The sequence below is a fragment of the Caballeronia cordobensis genome (assembly GCF_001544575.2).
Classification (GTDB): domain Bacteria; phylum Pseudomonadota; class Gammaproteobacteria; order Burkholderiales; family Burkholderiaceae; genus Caballeronia; species Caballeronia cordobensis.
Genome location: NZ_FCNY02000009.1, coordinates 216,839 through 233,074 on the forward strand (window position 1 = coordinate 216,839; position 16,236 = coordinate 233,074).

Below are 16,236 nucleotides of genomic sequence, written 5' to 3' on the forward strand. Positions count from 1 at the left end.
GGGTGAGGTCCTGAAACTGTGACAGTTTGAGACAGATATGGCGGTCCGAAGCCAATCGTAAGACTTATGATTTCCGGGCAGTCGATTGGATGTTCGAAGTAAATCTGTCTCAAAAGGAAATCACTCGAATGGCAGCGTTATCCCACAAATGGTCGGCGCTCGTAACCGCGACCTGCCTCGCTTTCGGTCTGTCGTCGGCGTATGCGGCCAATCCGCCCGCGGCGGCTGCGGCGCAGCTTCAATGGCCGCGCGAACTCGACACGTCCACGCAGCGCATCGAAATGTATCAGCCTCAGATCGAGCAATGGAACGGCAATCGCATCGCGGGGCGCGCGGCGGTGGCCGTGGGCGCGGCGAGCGGCACGGCCTCGCCGACCTACGGCGTCGCGCAATTCACCGCCGACGCCGATATCGACAAGTCATCGGGTCTCGTGCACTTGAGCAACATCACGATCGGCGAGGTCAGCGTGCCGACCGATCCGGGCGTTGCGAACAGCGTGAAGAGCGCGATCGTCGCGCATCTGCCGGCGCACGGCATGACCGTGTCGCTCGACGAGTTGCAGACGAGCTACGCGGTATCGAAGCAGGCCGGCGGCGCGGAGAAGATCGCGGTGCAGAATCCGGTACCGAACATCGTGTTCGCGTCCGCGCCGACGATGCTCGTGATGATCGACGGCAATCCGGCCTGGCGCGATGTCGGCGGGACGGGGTATCAGCGCGCCCTCAATAGCCGCGCGATGCTACTGAAAGACGGCGGCGGCCATGTCTACGTGAGCGCGGGCGGCTACTGGTACGCGGCGCAATCGGTGAACGGTCCGTGGGCCGTGCTCGGCGAGACGCCGCAGGCGCTCACCGACGCGGCGAAAAAGGCCGACGCCGCGCAGAAGGCCGACGCGATGCTGCCGCAAAACGGCAAGCGCGCGACGCAGCCGCCCGCCGTGCTGGTCGCCACGCAGCCAACGGAGCTTGTCGTCACCGATGGCCCGGCCAAGCTCGAACCGGTCGCGGGCACGGGCTTGCTGACCGTGACGAACACGGACCATGCGGTGTTCGTCGAGCCGCAGACCAATCACTACTATGTGCTGGTGTCGGGACGCTGGTTCGCGGGATCGTCCGACAAGGGGCCGTGGCAGTACGTCGCGGGCCAGGACTTGCCGAAGGATTTCGCGAAGATTTCGCCGCGGGACCCGAAGGGCAACGTGCTCGTGTCGGTGCCGGGCACGCCGCAGGCGAAGGAAGCGGCGATTGCCGCGACCATTCCGCAGACCGCGACCGTCTCGCGTGCGAAGGCGCATCTGAGCGTCGCGTATGACGGCTCGCCGCACTTCCAGTCGATCGAAGGCACGCCGCTGCAATACGCGGTGAATACGGCGACGCCGGTCATCGAAGTGAATCGCTCGCAGTACTACGCGGTGCAGAACGGCGTGTGGTTCGCCGCCGCCGCGCCGGGCGGCCCGTGGGCGGTCGCCGCCGAAGTCCCCAGCGTCATCTACACGATTCCGGTTCAGTCGCCGCTGCATTACGTGACCTACGTGCGTGTCTATTCCGCGACGCCGGAGGCGGTGGTCGTCGGCTACACGCCGGGGTACATGGGCGTCGTCGTGGACAACAGCGGCACCGTGGTCTACGGAACGGGCTATGCATATCAGCCGTATGTCGGCGAGACGGTCTACTACGGCGCGCCGCCGACCTACGGCTACAACGCGGGCTTCGCGATGGACGCGGCCGTGGGCTTCGCGTTCGGTTTCGCCGCCGGTGCGATCTGGGGCTCGTGCGCGCCATACTGGGGCCCGTATTGGGGCGGCTACTATGGCGGCGGCGGCTGGGGCAACGTCAATATCAACCAGGCGAACTTCTATGGCCGCTGGGGCAATGGAACCGTCACGCACGCAACGGGCTACAACCCGTGGACCGGCACCGAGTGGCGCGGCACGGCGGGCGCGGGCTGGAATCCGGCGACAGGTGCGCACTGGCAAGGCAGCCGGGGCGCGGCGTTCAATCCGTATTCGGGCAACTTCGCGGCGGGGCGTCAGGGCTCGTTCGCGAATCCGCTGACGGGCCGCGAAGGGGCGGGCCGGGCGGGCGTCGTCGGCAATACGCACACCGGCAACTATGCGGCCGGGCGCGAAGGCGTGGTGGCGAACCCGGTCACGGGTCGCGCGGCGGCAGGACGCGCGGGCATTGTGGGCAACGCCTACAACGGCAACTACGCGGCGGGCCGGCAGGTCGCTGGATACAACGCGCAGACGGGCCGCGCGGGCGTCGCGGAGCGGGGCGTGACCGGCAACGCGCAGAATGGGACCGCGCAGGCCGTGAACCGGGGCATCGTCACGAACAAGTCGCGCGGCAATGCGGTTGCCTGGAATAACGGCGATGTCTACGCCGCGCACGACGGCAACGTCTATCAGCACTCGCAGGACAACGGCTGGCAGCAGCATACGTCCAATGGCTGGCAGCCGGTCGATCACAACAACGCGGCGCTGAACAGCAATCTCGATCAGATGCGCCAGTCGCGCGACGGCGGCGAGCAGCGCTTCAACAATCGCTTCGGCGGCGGTGGCGGCGGCTTCAACGGCGGTGGCGGCGGTGGCTTCCACGGCGGCGGAGGCGGCGGTTTTCACGGAGGCTTCCGCCGCTAGGCGCGCATAGGCCAACGCGGATGCCGGCGCGCGCCGGCATCCGCCCGACAAGGAGGAGACACATGCTTCTGGACAACAAGGTGGTCGTGGTGACGGGCGGTTCGCGCGGTATCGGCCGGGCGATTGCGCTCGCGAGCGCGCGCGAAGGCGCGGATGTCGCGATCAACTACTGGCGCGATAACGATAGCGCGTACGGGAAGGCCTCGGCGGTGGAATCGATCGTCGGCGAGATCGAGGCGCTCGGACGCCGCGCCATCGCGGTCGAAGGCAACGTCGCCGAGCGCGAGACGGGCATCGAGCTGATCGCGCGCACCGTCGAGGCGTTCGGCCGCGTCGACGTGCTGTCGAGCAACGCGGGCATCTGTCCGTTTCACGCGTTTCTCGACATGCCGGCTTCGGTGTACGAAACCACCGTCGCGGTGAACCTGAACGGCGCGTTCTACGTCGCGCAGGCCGCGGCGAACCAGATGAAGGCGCAGGGCACGGGCGGCGCGATCGTCGCCACCAGTTCGATCAGCGCGCTGGTCGGCGGCGGCATGCAGACGCACTACACGCCGACGAAAGCGGGCGTCCATTCGCTGATGCAATCCTGCGCGATCGCACTGGGGCCGTACGGCATCCGCTGCAATTCGGTGATGCCCGGCACCATCGCGACCGACCTCAACGCGGACGATCTCGCCGATCCCGGCAAGCGCGCGTACATGGAAAAGCGCATTCCGCTGGGCCGCCTGGGCGCGCCGGACGACGTCGCGCAATGCGTCGTGTTTCTCGCCTCGGACCGCGCGCGCTATGTGACGGGCGCGTCGCTGCTCGTCGATGGCGGTCTGTTCGTCAATCTGCAATAGCGGGAAGCGACGCCGCCGAGTATTTCCGCAGCAGCGCGATGAAGTACTCCGCCGGCTCGCTTAACGTCTCGAACTTGCGCCGCAGCAGCCCGAAACCCGACAGACGCTTGCCGATTTCAATCGGCAATTCGACCAGCAACTGCGCGCGCAGATAATCGCGCACGACGGATTCGGGCAGCATCGCGACGGCCTCGCTGTTCTGCAGCAGTTGCAGCGTCGCGAAGATCGATGCGCACTCGACGATATCGGCGGGCGTCGTCAATCCGGCGCGCGCGAGTTCGTCTTCGAAGAGGCCGCGCGCGGGGCTCGTGATCGGCTGCAGAATCCATGGCCAGCTCACGAGCGTGTCGAGCGCGAGCGCCGCCTTGTCCGCGAGCGGATGCCCCGCGCGCACGACGAGCCGCATCGCCTCGCGGGCGAGCGGTTCGAAGTCGAAATCGTTGTGCTGCAAGGGCGTGGTCAGGCGGCCGAGCGCGAGATCGACTTCGCGGCGATGCAGCAATTGCACGACCTGATCGCTCGTCTCGCCCAGTATGCGCACGTTCAGGAGCGGCCGCTCCGACTTCAGTTCGGCAACCGCCATCGCCAGCACGTCGGGCGCGGCGCCCATGATCGCGCCGACGGTCAGTTGCCCGTGGCCGCCGCGGCGCTTGGCATCGAGATCGTCGGCGAAGCGCGTGAGATCGGCGAGCGAACGGCGCGCGTAGGCGAGCGCGGCGGTGCCGAGCGGCGTCGGCTGCATGCCGCGCGCATTGCGCTCGAAGAGCAGAAAGCCGAACGCCTCCTCGATATCCGCGAGCATGCGGCTCGCGCTCGGCTGCGCGACGTTGATCGTCTCGGCGGCCTGATGCAGATTGCGCGCGTCGTCCAGCGCGACCAGCAGCGCCAGATGCTTGAACTTCAGGCGGTTGACCAGCGCATTCGGCGACACACTTTGGGACACGTTTTGATTCATTCGACAGTCCGTGCGAAACCGCGCGAAGATACGGCGCAGCGATACGTTTTTGCGATCGGCCAATCCTGCATTCGGATTGTCGTGTTATCGGTCGGCGAATTATAGTCGCAGCACAACGAGTCCCGGACAGAGGACTCACTCAACAAAACAAGGCGGGCCGCCATGGAGACAGTGGCATTTCGCATGACCCTGAAGCCGGGCATGCGCGAGGAATACGAGCAGCGTCACCGCGAAATCTGGCCGGAACTGGCCGATGCGCTGCGCGCCGCGGGCATCCGCGATTACTGGATCTTTCTCGACGAATCGACCGGACATCTCTTCGCCAGCTACAAGCGCACCGAAACGCATACGACGGATTCGCTTGCCGCGCTGCCCGTCATGCGCAAGTGGTGGGACCACATGGCCGAACTGATGGAAACGCATGCGGACAACGCGCCCATTGCGACGCCGCTCGCGCCGGTCTTTCATCTTCCCTGAAACGTTCGCCTCTTTCGCGAGGAACGCCACATGCAGGTCGTCGATCCGCATATCCACTTGTGGGATCTGTCCACGCACCATTACCCCTGGCTTGCGAATCCGCAGACGTCGTTCGTCGGCGATGCGCGCGACTTGCAGCACGATTATCTGCTCGCCGATCTGCTGCGCGACGCAGAGGATGTCGAAATTTTGAAGCTCGTGCACGTGGATGCGAATCACGATCCCGCCGATCCGGTCGAGGAAACGCGCTGGCTGCAAGGCATCGCCGATCGGGAGGGCATGCCGAACGGCATCGTCGCGGGCGCGGATCTGTCGGCGGACAACGCCCAGCACGTACTCGAAGCGCACGCGGCGTTCGCCAATACGCGCGGCATCCGCCAGATTCTCAACGTGCACGACGACAAGCTTTACGACTACGTCGGACGCCACTACATGCGCGAGCCGCAATGGCGCAAAAACTTCGGGCTTTTGAAGCGCTACGGCCTGTCGTTCGACCTGCAGCTTTATCCCGCGCAAATGGAAGAGGCCGCGCTTCTCGCCCGCGAACATGCCGACACGCAGTTCATCGTCAATCATGCGGGCATGTTCGTCGATCGTGATTCCACGTCTGGATTCAGGGCGTGGCGGGACGGCATGCGCCTGCTTGCCGCCTGCCCGAACGTCGCGGTGAAGCTGAGCGGCTTCGCGATGTTCGATCACGACTGGACCATCGAGAGCCTGCGCCCTTACGTGCACGAAACCATCGACACGTTCGGCAGCGAGCGCGCGATGTTCGCATCGAATTTTCCGGTCGATCGCCTGTTCGGCACGTACCCGGCGTTGTGGAACGCGTATGCGCGTATCGTCGGCGGCGCGAGCGACAGCGAGATAGAGGCGCTCTTCGTGCGCAATGCGGAGCGGATTTACCGCATCTAGGGAGACAAGGAATGACGCCAAGACTCGAACTCAGGCGCGCCAGCAAATCGTTCGGCCGTGTGCGCGCGCTCGGCGACGCCAGCCTGAAACTCTTTCCGGGTGAAGTGCACGCGCTGCTCGGCGAGAACGGCGCGGGTAAATCTACGCTCGTCAAACTGCTCGCGGGCGTGTATCAGCCCGACGCGGGCGAACTGCTCGTCGAAGGCGTGGCGCGGCGTTTCGCGAGTCCCGCCGAGGCGCGCGATGCGGGCATCGCCGTGATTTATCAGGAGCCGACGCTGTTCGCGGATCTCTCCATCGCGGAGAACATTTGCATGGGCCGGCAGCCGCGCGACCGCTTCGGGCGCATTCGCTACGACGCGATGCATCGCGAGGTGGATGCGCTCCTGTCTTCGCTCGGCGTGAATCTGCGCGCGCAGCGGCTCGTGCGCGGGCTGTCGATCGCGGATCAGCAAGTGGTCGAGATCGCCAAGGCGCTGTCGCTCGACGCCAACGTGCTCATCATGGACGAGCCGACCGCCGCGTTGTCCTTGCCGGAGGTCGAGCGCCTGTTCGCGATCGTGCGCGCCCTGAAGGAGCGCGACGTGGCGATTCTCTTCATCACGCATCGGCTCGACGAAGTGTTCGCCCTCACGCAGCGCATGACGATCATGCGCGACGGCATGAAGGTCGATGACGCGCTCACGCAGGACATGACGATCGACGCGATCGTGAGCAAGATGGTCGGCCGCGATCTCGACACCTTCTATCCGAAAGCCGACGTGACACCCGGCGACGTGCGCCTTTCGGTGCGCAATCTCACGCGCGAAGGCGTGTTCAAGAACGTGTCCTTCGATGTGCGCGCGGGCGAGATCGTCGCGCTGGCGGGACTCGTCGGCGCGGGGCGCAGCGAAGTCGCGCGCGCGATCTTCGGCATCGATCCCGTCGATGGCGGCGACGTGAAGATCGCGGGCAAGACGCTTGCGCTCGGACGTCCCGCCGCCGCCGTGCGCGCCGGCCTCGCGCTCGTGCCGGAAGATCGCCGCGCGCAAGGACTCGCGCTCGAACTGAGCATCGCGCGCAATGCGTCGCTGACCGTGCTCGGACGCCTGATGCGCCACGGCTTCATCACCGCGAAAAGCGAATCGGCGCTCGCGTCGGACTGGGGCGCGCGCCTGCGCCTGAAAGCGGGCGATCTCGATGCGCCCGTCGGCACGCTCTCGGGCGGCAATCAGCAGAAAGTCGTGCTCGGCAAGTGGCTCGCGACGAACCCGAAGGTGCTCATCATCGACGAGCCGACGCGCGGCATCGATGTCGGTGCGAAAGCGGAGGTGTATCGCACGCTCGCGGAACTCGTGAAGGAGGGCATGGCCGTGCTGATGATTTCGAGCGAACTGCCCGAAGTCCTCGGCATGGCGGACCGCGTGCTCGTGATGCACGAAGGCCGTATCAGCGCGGATATCGCCCGCGCGGAGGCGAACGAGGAACGCGTGATGAGCGCCGCACTGGGCGCAACACCTAACGCACTGGGGCGCGCGGCATGATGACACGACATTCCCCGACACTGCCCGCGATGCCCGCCGCCGACACGAAACGCGAAAGCCTCGCGGTTTCGATCGCGAAGAGCCGCGAACTGACGCTCTTCATCGTGCTGCTCGTGCTGATCGGCGCGACGGCCGCCGTGAAGCCCGACTTCCTCAATCTGCAGAATCTGCGCGACGTGCTGCTCAACGTATCGATCATCGGCCTGCTGACGGCTGGCATGACGATCGTGATGCTGATGCGGCATATCGATCTCTCCGTGGCGTCGGTGGTCGGCGTGAGCGCGTACGCGGTCGGCAGCCTTTTCGTGATGTTCCCGCACATGCCGGTGTTCGTCGCGATGCTCGCGGGCATGGGCATCGGGCTTGCGATCGGCGCGCTGAACGGTGCGCTCGTCACGTTCGGGCGGGTGCCTTCGCTCGTCGCGACGCTCTCGACGCTCTATATCGTGCGCGGCGCGGACTATGCCTGGGTCCACGGCGGCCAGATCAACGCGACGAGCCTGCCCGATGCGTTCGCTTCCATCGCGACGGGCTCGCTCCTGGGCGTGCCGAATCTCGTGCTGATCGCGCTCGTGGTGCTGGTCGCGCTGTCGGTGTATCTGAAGCAGTATCGCGGCGGGCGCGAGCATTACGCGATCGGCTCGAACCCGGAAGCCGCGCGGCTCGCGGGCATCCGGGTGGACCGGCGCGTGATGATCGGCTTCCTGCTGTCCGGCGCGATCGCGGGCCTGGCCGGCGTGCTCTGGCTCGCGCGCTTCGGCACCGTCGATGCCAGCACGGCGAAGGGCATCGAATTGCAGGTGGTCGCGGCGGCGGTGGTCGGCAGCGTGGCGATCACGGGCGGCGTCGGCACCATCGCGGGCGCGACGCTCGGCGCGCTCGTGCTCGGCGTCATCAACATCGCGCTGGTGGTGCTGCGCGTGTCGCCGTTCTGGCAGCAGGCGATTCAAGGCGCGCTGATCGTCGCGGCGATCGCGCTCGATACCTTGCTCGCGCGGTCCGTCGCGCGCCGCATGATGAGGAAACGCGATCATGGCTAAACCGGACTCCGCTTTGTCTGTGGCGAAGCGCCGCCATCTGCAATGGGAAGCGATGCTCGCCATCGTGCTTGCCGTGTCGCTGATCGGCGGGCGCGTGTTGTCGCCGATGTTTCTTTCGTCGGCGAATATCTCCAACATGCTCGCCGACTTCACCGAGATCGCGCTGATCGCGCTGCCGATGACGCTCATCATCGTCGCGGCGGAGATCGATCTGTCGGTGGCGTCGGTGCTCGGCGCATCGAGCGCGCTGATGGGCGTGCTGTGGCACATGGGCCTGCCCATGCCGCTCGTGATCGTCCTCGTGCTTCTGTTCGGGGCGCTCGCGGGCTTCCTGAACGGGCTCGTGATCGTGCGCTTCAACCTGCCGTCGCTCGCGGTGACGATCGGCACGCTCGCGCTGTTTCGCGGTCTCGCGTACGTGCTGCTCGGCGATCAGGCCATCGCGGATTTTCCGGCGTCGTACACGGCGTTCGGCATCGATACGATCGCTGGTTCGTTTCTGCCGATGCCCTTCGTGCTCGTCATCGCGGGCGCGATCGTCTTCACGGTCCTGCTGCAGGCGACGCCGTTCGGCCGCAGCCTTTACGCGATCGGCGCGAATCCGACGGCCGCGCAGTTTTCGGGCATCGATGTGGCGAAGACCAAGCTGAAGCTCTTCATGATGTCCGGCGCGCTGGCCGCGCTGGCCGGCATCGTCTACACGCTGCGCTTCACGAGCGCGCGCGGCGACAACGGCGAGGGCTTCGAGCTTTCCGTGATCGCGGCGGTGCTGTTCGGCGGCGTGAGCATCTTCGGCGGACGCGGCTCGATGATCGGCGTGCTGCTGTCGCTCGTCATCATCGGCGTGTTGCGCAATGCGCTGACGCTCGCGGACGTATCGAGCGAAACGCTCACGATCGTGACGGGCGCGCTGCTGCTGTCGTCGGTGCTGATTCCGAATCTCGTCGCGCGCTGGCGGGCGGCGCGCGAGAAGCGTCTGATGCTGGCGCAGACGCCGTAGTTCAGATGTTGTCCGTGGATAACCAGCGCACTCATGCGCAATGACAGGAGACTTTTCGACATGAAAAACCCCATTCGATGCGTGCGCGGCCCGGCGCTGGCGGCGGCCTTTCTCGCCGCGACCGTCGCGCTGACGGCGAGCGCCGCGGATATCAAGAGCGGCCTGAAGATCGCCTTCTTGCCGAAGCAGATCAACAACCCGTACGAAGTCATCGCCGATGACGGCGGCATGGCCGCGATCAAGGAATTCAAGGGCGACGGCAAGGTCGTGGGGCCGTCGGATGCGGGCGCGTCGTCGCAGGTGAGCTATATCAACACGCTCATCACACAGCGGCAAAACGCGATCGTGATCGCGGCGAACGATGCGAACGCGGTCGTGCCGTATCTGAAGAAGGCGATGTCGCAGGGCATCAAGGTCGTGACCTTCGATTCCGACACTGCGGCCGATGGCCGGCAGATCTTCGTGAACCAGGCCGATTCGGAGGCGATCGGACGCGGGCAGATTCAGTTGCTGTCGAAGCTGATCGGCGGCGAGGGCGAATTCGCGATTCTCTCCGCGACGCCGAACGCGACGAATCAGAATACGTGGATCAAATGGATGCAGGAGGAGTTGAAGAAGCCCGAATATTCGAAGATGAAGCTCGTGAAGATCGCCTATGGCAACGACGACGATCAGAAGTCGTTCGTCGAGACGCAGGGCTTGCTGCAGGCGTACCCGAACCTGAAGGGCATCGTCGCGCCGACATCGGTCGGGATCGCGGCGGCGGCGCGGTATATCTCGAGCTCGCCGTCGAAGGGCAAGGTCGTGGTGACGGGACTCGGCACGCCGAACCAGATGCGCGCGTTCGTGAAGAACGGCACCGTGAAGGCGTTCCAGTTGTGGGACCCGGGCCAGTTGGGCTATCTCGCGGCCTTCGCGGCGGCGAATCTCGCATCGGGAACGATCACCGGCAAGGAAGGCGATTCGTTCGATGCGGGCAAGCTCGGCAAGCGCACGGTGGGCAAGAGCGGAGAAGTGATCCTCGGACCGCCGACGACGTTCGATGCGGCGAATATCGATCAGTTTAATTTCTGAGCAAGCGCGCCTGTTCGCCCCGCCTTGCGCGGGGCTTTTTTGCGCTCGATCACTTCACCGTCTGCCCGCTCCTCAACACCTGCACGGCCGTCGCCGACTCGAACTTCGCGTGCACGGCATCGCCCGCCTTCAGCCCGGCGAGCGACACATCCGGCGCGACGTCGAGCGTCACCGTGCGGCTCGGTCCGCGCAAGGTCACGCTCCGCTTTTTCGCGTCGATGCGCTCGATCGTCCCGATCACCTCGACCACGCGCGCCTGCGCCATCACACCGCCGGATGCCGGAATCGCCGCTTCGGTGTCGATGCGCTGGCGGATGCCGTCCGACTTCACCTTCGAGACGCGCACGAGCAGCGCGGCGCGATAGTCGATGTTGACGATATCGCCGAGCTTCAGCTTCTTGACATCGCCGATCTCCGGATTGACCGCCACCTCGGCGACACGTCCCTGAGGGCCTTGCAGCGACACGCTGTTGGTCACGGGATCGATGCCGACCACGCGCGCCTGCACCTGCACGACGGCCGCCGCGCCGCGCGCATCGGGACCCGATGCCGCGTCCTGAGCCAGGGCGCTGCCCGCCGCGGTGAAAGCGAGTGCCGCGCACGCCGTCAGAATCCTGATTGCGCGATGCGGCCGTTGAGTTGACGAGCGAATCATGCGTTGTCTCCTTGTCTTGAGATGGCGCTTCGATGAACGTGAGCGCCGCGGCTTTCAGCGGCGCGATTTCGACAGCAAATGTCCGAGCCCGAGATTGGTCGCGATCTGCCAGATATAAACGCGCGAGTAACGCACGCCGTAGCGCCGCTCGATCAACTCGCGCAGGCGCGCGTTGGTCCAGGTGGCGCTTTCGAAGCCGTGCTCGCGGGCCGATCCCTGCAAGGCGGCGGCGATCCAGTCGAGCGCTTCCCGGTCGAGCACCGACGCGCGCCCGCCGACGCCCATCTGCGCGAGCGCGTCGAGGCCGCCCTCGGCGACGATCGCCTTGTAGCGCCGCACTGTCTGCACCGACAGATGCAGCGCGTCGGCCACCGTATCGACCGATGCGCCATCGAGCAGCATTCGCCCAGCCGTCATGCGTCGCATCACGCTCGGCAGTGTTTTCGGATGGGTGTGCATCGCGCGCGGCGCTCGAATGGTTCGGATTACATGCGAACCGCCCAATACGTCAGGCGCGGCACGGCGAGCCGCAAGCCGTATCCGGCGCTCGTCCCTGCGCCGGCCCATATGCAGGCCAGCACGCCGGCCCATGCGCGCCGAGAGCGGGTGCAACGTTGCGGCGTCCGTATGCGTTCATGCGTGCCCCCTTGTCGAATGGAGACGGCGGGACTTGATCGGGCGTGCTTGACGTCAGGTCGATGCGCGGCTTCGCGTGCGAGCCGGCTTACAGGGAAGTACCAATAAACGTTTTCGGGCGCGATGGGCAACCATCGGCGAAAATTTTTTGAGCTTGATAATTCGAAATGAATTGCCTATGAACGCTGCCAATAGGCAATAGATACCCATGCGGCAGCGCGCCGGCGATGCGCGGCGCGCAATGCCGCACGCGTGCGTTTCGACGCGTGTCCATGTCGACGCGCAGCGCGCGCCCTCACTCCGCCCGGCTGGGTTCGCAACGGCGCTCAGACGCGATAGAACTCGATGTCCTGGCCCGCGTGCACCGCGCGCTTGAGCCACTCGGGCATATCGCCGAGGCCGTCCCACGTGTCGCCATTCGCGTTGCGGAATATCGGCACGGCGCTGCCTGCCGATTGCGGCATCAAAGGCAACTGCGGCATCGGCCGCTTCGTCTTGGGCGCGCCATGAGCCCCGTTGGTCTTGGTGAAGGAGGGCGGTGGGGTCGCCGCCGCCGGCGCTTCGGCCAATGCTTCGGCCAACGCTCTTTCCGTAATGCCGAACTCAGCCATTCGGCTACGCAAATACGCAATGATGCTGTCTCGCTTTCTTTCGTCCACGGCTTTCCTGATTCAACTTTTTGATTTTCAGAGGACGAACCGAAACCCCGCGCGGACCGGGGCGGTTCGATGACTTGAATATATGTGTTTTATGAAGCGTGACGCAGGGCCTGCCTCACGTCAATTAGTGTATTTACCGCACGCCTATTAATTCGCCCGGCGACTTTGCCTTTAATGCGGGCATTGCCCCGAATGCGAACGTTCGCCCGCTCAAACGCCGCCGGACGGACGCGCGCAACGCGAACGCGCGGAAAGTCACGACGGGGAGCCACGAACCGGAGGCGAAGCCAGTGCCGCCGATGCAGCATGGCGGCCGAAAACCTCGCTTAACTCTATTGTATGCTGCCTGCGCCAACTGTTAAATCGTTTTAACGGCTATGTTGTTCCCCAGGTAATTCCGCACCGTGGGCGCGAATGGCGGCAATCAGTTCCGCCGGCGTAATTTCATAACGCACTTCGCGGTGAATGCCCGGTTTGCGCTCGTCGATTTCAATGAGCAGAACGGCTTTGCCGTCCGCCGCGGGTTCGAGGCGCAGCGAACGCACTTCCTGTCCGCTGGCGTCGTCGTATTCCGTCAGGAGCGTCATGGCGCCGGTGGCGGCGCTTCTCGGTATCGACATTCTTCCTCCCGTCTTGCGACGTCGTTGTTGTTGTTTCGCCGCGCCATCCACCAGCGTGCACGAAATTCGGGCGCGCTGCGCAAGGTGTCGGCTAGGCGAATAGAGCAGACGCGAAAGGCGGCGCGGCCCGCGCCGCCTTCCGGTATCTCATTATTGCCTGTCAAAAGCGCGCCCGTCCAGCGTCTGACTTTTGGCAGGCTTGCGACCCCGAATTTTACTCAGGCGGCGCCGGCGATCGCGTCGCGCGCCTGGCTCGCGATCTCGAACGAGCGCAGGCGCGCCCGGTGGTCGAAGATCTGCGCGGTAATGATGAGCTCGTCGGCCTGAGTCTGGGCGATCACCGAGCGCAGGCCGGCCTCCACGTCGGCCGCGTCTCCCACGACGGAACACGCGAGCGAGTGCTCGACGCCCGCGCGCTCGGCGTCCGTCCACGCGATCGCGTTCGTCGGCGGCGGCAACTGGCCCGGCGTGCCACGGCGCAGATTGATGAACTGCTGTTGCAGCGACGTGAAAAGAAAGTGCGCTTCATCGGCGGTATCGGCGGCGAAGACATTCACGCCGACCATCGCATAGGGCTTTTTCAGGGTCGCGGAGGGCCGGAACTGCGCGCGATAGACCTCCAGCGCGGTCAGCAGATAATCCGGCGCGAAATGCGATGCGAACGCGAACGGCAGGCCGAGCGCGGCGGCGAGCTGTGCGGAAAACAGCGACGAGCCGAGCAGCCAGATCGGCACATGCAGGCCCGCGCCGGGCACCGCGCGCACGCGCTGGCCTTCGACCGGATCGGCGAAATAGCGTTGCAGTTCGACGACATCGTCCGGAAACGAGTCGGCGCTGCCCTGTAAATCGCGGCGCAGCGCCCGCGCGGTCGTCTGGTCGGTGCCAGGCGCGCGGCCGAGGCCGAGATCGATGCGCCCCGGAAACAGCGACGCGAGCGTGCCGAACTGCTCCGCGATCACGAGCGGCGCGTGATTCGGCAGCATGATGCCGCCCGAACCGACGCGAATCGTCGACGTGCCCGCCGCGATATGGCCGATTACGACGGACGTCGCCGCGCTGGCGATGCCCGTCATGTTGTGATGCTCGGCGAGCCAGTAGCGCAGATAGCCCCAGCGCTCGGCGTGGCGGGCGAGATCGAGCGAATGAGCGAAGGCGTCGGCCGGTGTCGCGCCGAGCGGAACCGGAGAAAGGTCGAGTAGCGAAAAGGGGATCATTGCGGCTTTCCGAAAACGTGGCGATGCGCGATGCGGATCGCGCCGCAGGCCACGCGCTGAAAAAACCGATTGTGCCGAAACTCGGCGAAGTCTGCCGGATCGGTCAGGCGAGCCGTGGATAGCCCCGCGAAATCGCGTCGCGTTCGAGCGCGAGGATCGGTTCGTAGTCGGCGAGCGTGCGCTTTGCCACGCCCTTGAGCCGCAGCCGCCGGGCGAGCGGGGCGTCGCGGTCGAGCGCATCGGCGAGGGCGCGAAAAAGCGTGTCGAGCGCCTCTTGCGGCACACGCGCCGACGCGATGAACGGCAGCGCGCCCGCGCTGGCCGTCATGCCGATCACGCGCGCGCGCCCGGCGGGTTCCGGCAGATGCGTCTGCGCGAACGCATACGTGACGCAATCGATCGCAGCGACATCCGCGCGGGCGTCCGCGAGCGCGCGCAGCGACGCGAGATGCGCGCCGGTTTTCGTCACCGAGGCGAAAAACCGTCCGTCGTTCGCGAACGGCGCGACCGCGTGGCGCAGGAAGTTCATGCCGCTGTTGGAATCGTCGTCGTTATAGGCGGCGCGCAGGCCGCGGCAGGCTTCAAGCGACTGCGCCTCCACATGCGCGCCCGCGACGATCACGCTGCGATACGTGCCGTTCTCGCAGCCGGGCGCGTCGAAGTCGGGCGTCGCGACGAGCCGCACGCGATTCGCGAGCGCGTGCACGAGCGGATAGCCGCAGGTCTGCGACAGCAGCACGTCGTCGCGCAGCCAGAATGCGGTGAGATCCGGACCCGGATCGACAATCTCGAGCGTATCGCCGCGCGCACGCAGCCAGTCAGCGAGACCGTCGCGGACATGCGCGAGCAGCGCGCGCCAGTCGTCGGCGAGCGCGGGCGTGACGTTGTACATCGGCAGGGCGGCGATCCAGTGCATGCGCGCAATCGTACAGGGCGGCGCGTCAGCTCGCGAGGCGGGCCGTGTCGCGGCCACGCGCGGCTTCGTTGCGGCCCGCGTCCGCGCCCGCACCCGCGACTGGCGCGGCGAACGGATGCACCGGCTCGGCACCTTGCGCGAACGCGTGGCGGCGCGCCCATTCGCCGTATCCGCGCACGATGAAACCGCCATTGCTCGCGCGATAGGCGTCGCGCCGGCGCGCATAGATCTCGCCGAGCGCGAACCACGGCACGCCGGGCAGGTCGTGATGCACGGCGTGATAGTTGTTGTTGAGAAAGAGCAGCCGCCACGGCCACGCAGCCTCGTTGACGACCGTGCGTTCGCTTTCGCGCTCCGCCGCGCGATGCTCCTGAAATGAGCGCACCGAAGCCAGCGCGAGCGATGCATAGCCGACGCCGAACACGAACGCGCGCCACGGAATGCCGCAGCGGGATTCGAGCCAGCCCGCGAGCAGCGCGAGCAAGGCGAGATGCACGGCCCAGCTCGCGACGATCCGCCAGCGTCCTTCCGCTACGGCCTGCGCCGCCTCCCGCCACGACGCCGCGATCGAGAACCACGGCCCGATCAGCATGCGTCCCGCGAAGGTATTGCGCGCGGCGAGCGCGGCGCGCAGGACCGGGCCGGCGTTCGTCCATTGCGCGGGCGTCACGTAGTAGCTCTCGGGATCGCGGGCGGGGTCGGTGAGATGCACGTCGTCGTGATGGCGCAGATGCGATTCGCGATAGACCTCGTACGGAAACCACACCGCGAGCGGCGCGAGACCGAAAAGCATGTTGACGAGCGGCCAGCGCGTCGGATGCGCGTGAATCAGCTCGTGCTGCAGCGACATGTACCAGCACGAGAGCACCGCGAGCAGCGCGACGGAAGGCACGAGCCCGAGCGTGCGCGCATTGAGCGCGACGCCGAACCAGCCGCCGTAGATCGCGGCGATCACCATCCACGTCGGCCATTCGCTGCGCCAGCCGAAAGTGTCGCGCCGGCGCTGGAGTTCCTGGCGTTGGTCGTCGTCGAGATAGCGGGGCATGGCGGACTTGAGCAATGGCGAAG

16 protein-coding genes are annotated in these 16,236 nt (G+C 66.0%); 8 read left to right on the top strand and 8 right to left on the bottom strand.

The genetic code is table 11. The features are described from left to right. Positions 1 to 128 precede the first annotated feature (128 nt). Both AWB70_RS19180 and lra1 read left to right on the top strand, forming a co-directional pair. Positions 129 to 2,639, top strand: coding sequence for a YXWGXW repeat-containing protein (locus tag AWB70_RS19180; protein WP_053569526.1), 2,511 nt, complete (start codon positions 129 to 131; stop codon positions 2,637 to 2,639). Positions 2,640 to 2,701: 62 nt separating this feature from the next. Continuing rightward, on the top strand, positions 2,702 to 3,484 hold the full coding sequence (gene lra1, locus AWB70_RS19185) for an L-rhamnose 1-dehydrogenase Lra1 (RefSeq protein WP_053569525.1): 783 nt from the start codon (positions 2,702 to 2,704) through the stop codon (positions 3,482 to 3,484). On the opposite strand, the gene AWB70_RS19190 is transcribed toward lra1, so the two are convergent. Next, entirely contained in the window at positions 3,471 to 4,439 is a 969-nt protein-coding gene (locus tag AWB70_RS19190) for a LysR family transcriptional regulator (protein ID WP_255724427.1), read from the bottom strand. The genes lra1 and AWB70_RS19190 overlap by 14 nt on opposite strands. Positions 4,440 to 4,601: 162 nt before the next feature. Between AWB70_RS19190 and rhaM the strand changes: the two genes are divergently transcribed. From rhaM to rhaS, 6 genes are read left to right on the top strand one after another with little or no spacing between them, the layout of a single operon-like run. Continuing rightward, a complete protein-coding gene (gene rhaM, locus AWB70_RS19195) occupies positions 4,602 to 4,916 on the top strand; it encodes an L-rhamnose mutarotase (RefSeq protein WP_053569524.1) in 315 nt (104 codons plus the stop codon). 30 nt (positions 4,917 to 4,946) lie between these two features. Then, entirely contained in the window at positions 4,947 to 5,831 is an 885-nt protein-coding gene (locus AWB70_RS19200) for an amidohydrolase family protein (protein WP_053569523.1), read from the top strand. A gap of 11 nt (positions 5,832 to 5,842) precedes the next feature. Further along, positions 5,843 to 7,354, top strand: a complete 1,512-nt coding sequence (locus tag AWB70_RS19205; protein WP_053569522.1) for a sugar ABC transporter ATP-binding protein — start codon at positions 5,843 to 5,845, stop codon at positions 7,352 to 7,354. Then, positions 7,354 to 8,394, top strand: coding sequence for an ABC transporter permease (locus AWB70_RS19210; protein ID WP_041732209.1), 1,041 nt, complete (start codon positions 7,354 to 7,356; stop codon positions 8,392 to 8,394). The genes AWB70_RS19205 and AWB70_RS19210 overlap by 1 nt, the downstream gene beginning before the upstream one ends. Continuing rightward, positions 8,387 to 9,394, top strand: a complete 1,008-nt coding sequence (locus tag AWB70_RS19215) for an ABC transporter permease (RefSeq protein ID WP_053569521.1) — start codon at positions 8,387 to 8,389, stop codon at positions 9,392 to 9,394. Before AWB70_RS19210 ends, AWB70_RS19215 begins: the two co-directional genes overlap by 8 nt. 60 nt (positions 9,395 to 9,454) lie before the next feature. Beyond that, positions 9,455 to 10,468 carry a rhamnose ABC transporter substrate-binding protein gene (rhaS, locus tag AWB70_RS19220; RefSeq protein WP_053569520.1) on the top strand — a complete coding sequence of 338 codons (1,014 nt, stop codon included), beginning with the start codon at positions 9,455 to 9,457 and terminating at the stop codon, positions 10,466 to 10,468. A gap of 49 nt (positions 10,469 to 10,517) precedes the next feature. On the opposite strand, the gene AWB70_RS19225 is transcribed toward rhaS, so the two are convergent. From AWB70_RS19225 to AWB70_RS19255, 7 genes are all read right to left on the bottom strand, one after another. After that, positions 10,518 to 11,123, bottom strand: a complete 606-nt coding sequence (locus AWB70_RS19225; protein ID WP_053569519.1) for a copper-binding protein — start codon at positions 11,121 to 11,123, stop codon at positions 10,518 to 10,520. A gap of 54 nt (positions 11,124 to 11,177) precedes the next feature. Further along, positions 11,178 to 11,582: a helix-turn-helix domain-containing protein gene (locus AWB70_RS19230; protein ID WP_014250988.1), complete on the bottom strand. Its 405-nt coding sequence runs from the start codon at positions 11,580 to 11,582 to the stop codon at positions 11,178 to 11,180. Positions 11,583 to 12,085: 503 nt separating this feature from the next. Further along, positions 12,086 to 12,340, bottom strand: a complete 255-nt coding sequence (locus AWB70_RS19235; RefSeq protein ID WP_374730244.1) for an H-NS family nucleoid-associated regulatory protein — start codon at positions 12,338 to 12,340, stop codon at positions 12,086 to 12,088. Positions 12,341 to 12,786: 446 nt separating this feature from the next. After that, a complete protein-coding gene (locus tag AWB70_RS19240; protein ID WP_041731739.1) occupies positions 12,787 to 13,005 on the bottom strand; it encodes a hypothetical protein in 219 nt (72 codons plus the stop codon). A 251-nt stretch (positions 13,006 to 13,256) separates the two neighbouring features. Then, positions 13,257 to 14,252 (bottom strand): LLM class flavin-dependent oxidoreductase, encoded by a 996-nt coding sequence (locus AWB70_RS19245; protein WP_053569517.1) that lies wholly within the window; start codon positions 14,250 to 14,252, stop codon positions 13,257 to 13,259. A 103-nt stretch (positions 14,253 to 14,355) separates the two neighbouring features. Continuing rightward, positions 14,356 to 15,168, bottom strand: coding sequence for a phosphate/phosphite/phosphonate ABC transporter substrate-binding protein (locus tag AWB70_RS19250; protein ID WP_053569516.1), 813 nt, complete (start codon positions 15,166 to 15,168; stop codon positions 14,356 to 14,358). 25 nt (positions 15,169 to 15,193) lie between these two features. Beyond that, positions 15,194 to 16,213, bottom strand: a complete 1,020-nt coding sequence (locus tag AWB70_RS19255; protein WP_053569515.1) for a fatty acid desaturase — start codon at positions 16,211 to 16,213, stop codon at positions 15,194 to 15,196. Positions 16,214 to 16,236 lie beyond the last annotated feature (23 nt).

Bases quoted from the DNA above. Each gene is read 5' to 3' on its own strand.
- AWB70_RS19180 (WP_053569526.1), top strand. From the start codon at position 129: ATGGCAGCGTTATCCCACAAATGGTCGGCGCTCGTAACCGCGACCTGC.
- lra1 (WP_053569525.1), top strand. From the start codon at position 2,702: ATGCTTCTGGACAACAAGGTGGTCGTGGTGACGGGCGGTTCGCGCGGT.
- AWB70_RS19190 (WP_255724427.1), bottom strand. From the start codon at position 4,439: ATGAATCAAAACGTGTCCCAAAGTGTGTCGCCGAATGCGCTGGTCAAC.
- rhaM (WP_053569524.1), top strand. From the start codon at position 4,602: ATGGAGACAGTGGCATTTCGCATGACCCTGAAGCCGGGCATGCGCGAG.
- AWB70_RS19200 (WP_053569523.1), top strand. From the start codon at position 4,947: ATGCAGGTCGTCGATCCGCATATCCACTTGTGGGATCTGTCCACGCAC.
- AWB70_RS19205 (WP_053569522.1), top strand. From the start codon at position 5,843: ATGACGCCAAGACTCGAACTCAGGCGCGCCAGCAAATCGTTCGGCCGT.
- AWB70_RS19210 (WP_041732209.1), top strand. From the start codon at position 7,354: ATGACACGACATTCCCCGACACTGCCCGCGATGCCCGCCGCCGACACG.
- AWB70_RS19215 (WP_053569521.1), top strand. From the start codon at position 8,387: ATGGCTAAACCGGACTCCGCTTTGTCTGTGGCGAAGCGCCGCCATCTG.
- rhaS (WP_053569520.1), top strand. From the start codon at position 9,455: ATGAAAAACCCCATTCGATGCGTGCGCGGCCCGGCGCTGGCGGCGGCC.
- AWB70_RS19225 (WP_053569519.1), bottom strand. From the start codon at position 11,123: ATGATTCGCTCGTCAACTCAACGGCCGCATCGCGCAATCAGGATTCTG.
- AWB70_RS19230 (WP_014250988.1), bottom strand. From the start codon at position 11,582: ATGCACACCCATCCGAAAACACTGCCGAGCGTGATGCGACGCATGACG.
- AWB70_RS19240 (WP_041731739.1), bottom strand. From the start codon at position 13,005: ATGACGCTCCTGACGGAATACGACGACGCCAGCGGACAGGAAGTGCGT.
- AWB70_RS19245 (WP_053569517.1), bottom strand. From the start codon at position 14,252: ATGATCCCCTTTTCGCTACTCGACCTTTCTCCGGTTCCGCTCGGCGCG.
- AWB70_RS19250 (WP_053569516.1), bottom strand. From the start codon at position 15,168: ATGCACTGGATCGCCGCCCTGCCGATGTACAACGTCACGCCCGCGCTC.
- AWB70_RS19255 (WP_053569515.1), bottom strand. From the start codon at position 16,213: ATGCCCCGCTATCTCGACGACGACCAACGCCAGGAACTCCAGCGCCGG.